This window comes from Pseudomonas sp. RW407 (genome assembly GCF_003176655.1).
Lineage (GTDB): Bacteria > Pseudomonadota > Gammaproteobacteria > Pseudomonadales > Pseudomonadaceae > Pseudomonas > Pseudomonas delhiensis.
The window spans coordinates 481,815-486,846 of the sequence record NZ_QGSL01000106.1 but is presented as its reverse complement, the minus strand read 5'-3'; the positions used below and the strand labels follow the sequence as shown (position 1 = coordinate 486,846).

Here is a 5,032-nt window from a genome sequence, read left to right as displayed (position 1 = left end):
GGGCGTACAACCGTTCGCGGTTGTACGCCGTTGGCCATGCTACCGGGGCGCCTGGCTCCACCCTGTAGGAGCGCGCCCTGCGCGCGAATCGCGGGCAGAGCCCGCTCCTACAGTCTGCAATGAGGCACGGAGCTTCCCCGTAGGAGCGGACTCCGTCCGCGATCGGCGGATAACGCCAGGCCTGCCGGTGACGTAGGGCGAATAACCGTTCGCGGTTATCCGCCGCTACACCTTCCTTGTCGGCAACTCCGTGGTTGAGCCTGGCGTGGTTCCGACAGCGGCTCCGTGCCCGGTACCGAGCGGAATGCGACCAAGGCCAAACGGCGGATAACGCCGTAGGCGTTATTCGCCCTACGCCGGGCCCACCCGTAGGGCGTACAACCGTTCGCGGTTGTACGCCGTTGGCCATGCTACCGGGGCGCCTGGCTCCACCCTGTAGGAGCGCGCCCTGCGCGCGAATCGCGGGCAGGGCCCGCTCAGTCCGCAACGAGGCACGGCGTTTCCCGTAGGAGCGAGCCCCTGGGAACCCAACACCCGCCGCAGCCCGGCCGGTCGGTTCACCAGAGCCTGATGGTGTAGTCGATGTTTATCCGCGTCTCGTTGTCGCTTCGGAACGTGGCGTTCGCATTCTGCTGGTTCCGGTAGAAGGTCTCTCGCAACCGGAACGCCAGGCCTTTCGCGGGGCCGGACTGGATGACGTAGGATAGTTCGAAGTCCTTCGAGGACTCGCTGAGGCTGCCGCCGCCCAGCGCGGGCAGGTCGATGCTGTCGCCGTGCAGGTAGCGCGCCATGCCGGTCAGGCCCGGTATGCCCGAGGCGGCGAAGTCGTAGTCGTACCTCAGGGTCCAGGTGCGCTCCCTGGGGTTCACGAAGTCCGCGCTCAGGGTGCCGTCGCTCAGCACGATGGGCTCGCCGCCGGCGAGGTAGGGAAAGGCGGTATCGCCGAACTGGCGCATGTAGCCGACGCCCAGGCTGTGGCCGCCCCACAGGTAGCTGAACATGCCGCCCACGTTCAGGTTGTCGACCTTCCCGGCCTTGGCCTGGCCATCATCGCGGCTGTCGAATACGCGGATATCCGACTTGAGCCTGCCTTCGCCCAACGGCAGCCAATGGAGCGCGCCCAGGAAGTCCTGGGTATAGATGTCCCGCAGTTCCGCATGGAACAGGCGCAAGGTCAGGTTGTCGGTCCAGCGATAGTCGACACCATGGAAGTCGAAGCGCTCGGAGGTCGCCCCGGGCTGGAAACGGCCATTGGGCGATGCCAGTGCGAGCGGCTGGTAATCGGTGGAGTCCCGCTGGTTGACCCGGTCCATTCGCCCCGCGTGAAGCGTCAGCCCGTCCAGCTCGTCGGAGATCATGTAGACCCCGCGGAACGACTGCGGCAGAAGCCGGGCAGGGCTTGCGTAGATCACCGGCAGCGAGGGGAACTGCGTTCCTGCCGACACTTTGGTTTTGGAGACCTTGCCTTTCAGGGCCAGGCCGAGTTCGGAGTACTCATCCCGGACTTCTCGGCTCAGCGGGTCGTAGGAAAGCAACTGGGTGCCCGTGCGGTCCGGCGACGAGTCGAGCTTGAGCCCCAGCATCCCTGTCGCATCGAGGCCGAAGCCGACAGTCCCGTCGGTGAAGCCTGAATGGGCCCTGACGATGAACCCCTGGGCCCATTCCCGGGCGGCGGGGTACGGGGTTTCGCCCTTGTAGTCCCGGTCCAGGTAGAAGTTGCGGGCAGTGAGGGTGACGCTGCTGTCCTCGATGAGGTCCGCGAACGCGCTTTGCGAGAGCAAGGCCGCGAACCCCGCCAGGCCGGACAGCCTGGAGTCGAAAGATTGAGTGCTCATGGGGTACTACCTTCTTGTTCTTGTTATGGGTGTAACCAGGGGCCTGGCCCGGGTGGCCAGGCGATGACGGGCCCCCGGCTGTTGCGGCCGCCTCTGCGGCCATCAGGAAGCCTGGCGAAGCCGCTCGATGATCCTGCGCGCGCGGTTGGCGCCCACGTCCACGTGGATGTCCACCAATGGCCGGGGGCCGAACGCGAGCATGTTCCTGTACTGGGCCTCGATCACGACCTTGTCCTCGTCGAAGGTCATGACGGTCTGTTCGACGACCTTCGCCTTGGTCTCCTCGGGATTGCTCCGTGGGTTGGTGGCGATGGTCCAGAAGTAGTGGCTGGTGCTTTCCGTCTCGGGCGTTACGCCGTGGAAACCGCGCATGTGGAAGCCGCCGCGGCGAGGTTCGTCGAGCGATTCGCTGCCGGCGTCGACCGCGCCGGTCCAGATGCGCAGGTGGGTGACGCGGAACTCGATTTCCTGCCAGCGATCGACCTTGCCCCGGAACGGGTAGGCGGCGGTGTAGGTCGGCGGCGGCACCGAGTCCGGCATGTGGCGAACGACCCGCACGCTGTTGTCGTCGCTCTCGACGCGCATCCGGGCGTTCATGTGGATGCTGGCGTTGCCGCCGATGGTCCGCAGGTGCACGTAGCCCAGGTGGCTCAGGTCGAGAAGGTTGTCGTGGATGAGCTGATAGGGGGCATCGTAGTGGTAGACGCCTCCGTCGTAGAGGTACTCGCCGCTGCTGTGGACCTCGTAGGCCGGGGGCTCGCAGGTCGGCTCCCAGTGCTCCGCGCTGCCGAACCAGATCCAGATGATCCGGTCGCGCTCACGGACGTGGTAGGCCGGCACCTTGGCCTTGGTGGGAATCCTTTCCTGCCCGGGCACCTCCAGGCACTGCCCCGCACCGTTGAACAGCAGGCCATGGTAGCCACAGCGCACCCCTTGCGCTTCGAGCGTGCCGTGGGACAGCGGGAGCGCCCGGTGGCAGCAGCGATCTTCCAGGGCTGCCGGCCGGCCATCCGCGGTGCGGAACAGTACGACGGGCTGGCCGAGCAGGGTCCTGCCTATCGGCTTGTCTTTCAGCTCCCAGGCGAAGCCTGCGACGTACCACTGGTTCAGCGGGAACTTTGGCGGCGCTGCGGGCGCCGCAACCTCGTAGGCGAGTGACTGGGCTTGCGATGTGCTCATGGCGGTCTCCAGCTATCGGGGGTGGGCTTGTTGAAGGTCACAGGTCCAGCACGAGGCGTGGGCTGCGGGAACGGGAACAGCAAGGGGTGAAGCTGTCGTTTCGGGCGTGCTCCGCGGCGTCCAGGTACTGGTCGCGGTGGTCCGGCTCACCGGCCAGCACGCGGGTGATGCAGGTGCCGCAGATGCCCTGTTCGCAGGCGCTTTCGATTGCGACGTCATGCGCCAGCAGCACCTCCAGGGCGGTCTTCTGCGCGGGCACCTGGAGCACGCGGCCGGAGCGGGACAGCTCGATCTCGAAGGCCTGATCGCCTTCGAGAACCTGCGGCGGAGCCGCGAAGTCCTCGCGGTGGAGTTGCCGATCGCTCCAGCCGGAGGCCTTGGCGGTGGTTTGGATGTGCGACATGAAGCCTGCCGGCCCGCACACATAGAGCTGGTCGCCCTGCGCGGGGGATGCGAGGACCCGCGCTGCATCCAGCCCCTGCTCGACCGGGCCGCTGTCGACATGAACCCGCAGGTGCTTCGCGAAGGGGGCTTCGTTCAGAAGCCCAAGGAATGCCAGGCGCTCGATGGAGCGGCCGCAATAGTGGAGCTCGAAGCGCTTGCCCGCCGCGAGAAGGCTGTGGGCCATGGCGAGCATCGGCGTGATGCCGATGCCGCCGGCGAACAGCAGGTAGCGATCGCCGCCGAGGTCCAGGTCGAACAGATTGCGCGGTACGCCGATGGTCAGGCGCGAGCCTTCCTGCACGTCCGCATGCATGCCTCGGGAGCCGCCCCGCGAGGCCGGTTCGTCGAGCACCGCGATGAGGTATCGGCCGCGTTCATGGGGCGAATTGCACAGCGAGTACTGGCGGACGATCCCCGGCGCGACATGCACGTCGATGTGCGACCCGGCGGTGAATGCCGGCAGTTCCGCGCCGTTGGCGGCGGCCAGTTCGAAGCTGCAGACACCTTCGGCTTCGGCGATTTTTCGAGCGACACGAACTTCGAGCATGAGCGTACCCCCACCGCGGCTGTGCAGTGTTCGAAAGCGAATGGACGTGGAGCCGGCGTTACCGGCAGGGCGCGTCAGGCGTGAGCGTCGGGAGGGAAGTACGGGCGCGGGTAAGACATGGCACGGCACCTCTGGATTATTATTGTCGTGCCGCGTGCGCCTGGAGGCGGACGCGGAATCTATGGGTGATTCCCATCCTAAGTATTTTGGTTGCGATGTCAACCAATTCAATCAACGCGCAGGAACCGCTCGACATGCCCCGCTCGCCTCTCAACCTGGACCGCTACGTTCCCGCACTGCTGACCTCGCTGACCAACAAGATGGCCAGCGGGGCCTCGGCCTGCTACCGCAAGCATTTCGGGATAGGGATAGTGGAGTGGCGGGTGCTGGCCATGCTCGCCGTGGAAGACCACATCAGCGCCAACCGCGTGGTGCAGGTGATAGGCCTCGACAAGAGCGCAGTCAGCCGAGCGCTGCAGGTGCTCGAGCGCGATGGCTACGTGGCGACGAAGGTCGATGCGAAGGATGCGCGCCGGTACACGGTCTCGCTGACCCCATTGGGGCGCGAACTCCACGACCGGGTACTGGTGACCGCGCTGGAGAGGGAGAGACTGCTGCTGGCGGCCCTGGGAGAGGAGGAGGTGGAGATGCTCATCGACTTCCTGCACCGGATGACCGCCCAGCTGGACGCGGTGAACGCCGTGGAGCCGGAGTCCTGATGTAAGGGGGATAGCCGTTCGCGGTTATCCGCCGTTACACCTTCCTCGTCGGCAACTCCGTGGTTGAGCCTGGCAAGGCTCCGACGGTGGCTCCGTGCCCGGCACCGAGCGGAATGTGGCCAAGGTCAAACGGCGGATAACGCGGAGCGTTATTCGCCCTACGCCAGGCCCACCCGTAGGGCGTACAACCGTTCACGGTTGTACGCCGCTGGCCACGCTACCGAGGTATCCGGCGTGGCCGGTGAGTCCAATCGCGGACAGAGTCCTACGACCGTGCCACCGGATGGTTCCGCGTGGCGGAGGCAATC

4 protein-coding genes are annotated in these 5,032 nt (G+C 66.2%); 1 reads left to right on the top strand and 3 read right to left on the bottom strand.

Going from position 1 to position 5,032, the window contains the following annotated elements:
• Window positions 1-557: 557 nt before the first annotated feature.
• The 3 genes from DK254_RS19030 to DK254_RS19020 form a co-directional block, all read right to left on the bottom strand.
• A complete protein-coding gene (locus DK254_RS19030) occupies window positions 558-1,835 on the bottom strand; it encodes an OprD family porin (RefSeq protein WP_109935026.1) in 1,278 nt (425 codons plus the stop codon).
• 102 nt (window positions 1,836-1,937) lie between these two features.
• Complete coding sequence (locus DK254_RS19025; protein WP_109935025.1) at window positions 1,938-3,014, bottom strand: aromatic ring-hydroxylating dioxygenase subunit alpha; 1,077 nt, start codon at window positions 3,012-3,014, stop codon at window positions 1,938-1,940.
• Window positions 3,015-3,051: 37 nt separating this feature from the next.
• A complete protein-coding gene (locus DK254_RS19020; protein ID WP_109935024.1) occupies window positions 3,052-4,005 on the bottom strand; it encodes a PDR/VanB family oxidoreductase in 954 nt (317 codons plus the stop codon).
• A 254-nt stretch (window positions 4,006-4,259) separates the two neighbouring features.
• On the opposite strand from DK254_RS19020, the gene DK254_RS19015 reads away from it, so the two are divergent.
• Complete coding sequence (locus DK254_RS19015; protein WP_109935023.1) at window positions 4,260-4,724, top strand: MarR family winged helix-turn-helix transcriptional regulator; 465 nt, start codon at window positions 4,260-4,262, stop codon at window positions 4,722-4,724.
• Window positions 4,725-5,032: the final 308 nt, after the last annotated feature.

Excerpts from the sequence above, each read along its gene's own strand:
- DK254_RS19030 (WP_109935026.1), bottom strand. The coding sequence starts at position 1,835 with ATGAGCACTCAATCTTTCGACTCCAGGCTGTCCGGCCTGGCGGGGTTC.
- DK254_RS19025 (WP_109935025.1), bottom strand. The coding sequence starts at position 3,014 with ATGAGCACATCGCAAGCCCAGTCACTCGCCTACGAGGTTGCGGCGCCC.
- DK254_RS19020 (WP_109935024.1), bottom strand. The coding sequence starts at position 4,005 with ATGCTCGAAGTTCGTGTCGCTCGAAAAATCGCCGAAGCCGAAGGTGTC.
- DK254_RS19015 (WP_109935023.1), top strand. The coding sequence starts at position 4,260 with ATGCCCCGCTCGCCTCTCAACCTGGACCGCTACGTTCCCGCACTGCTG.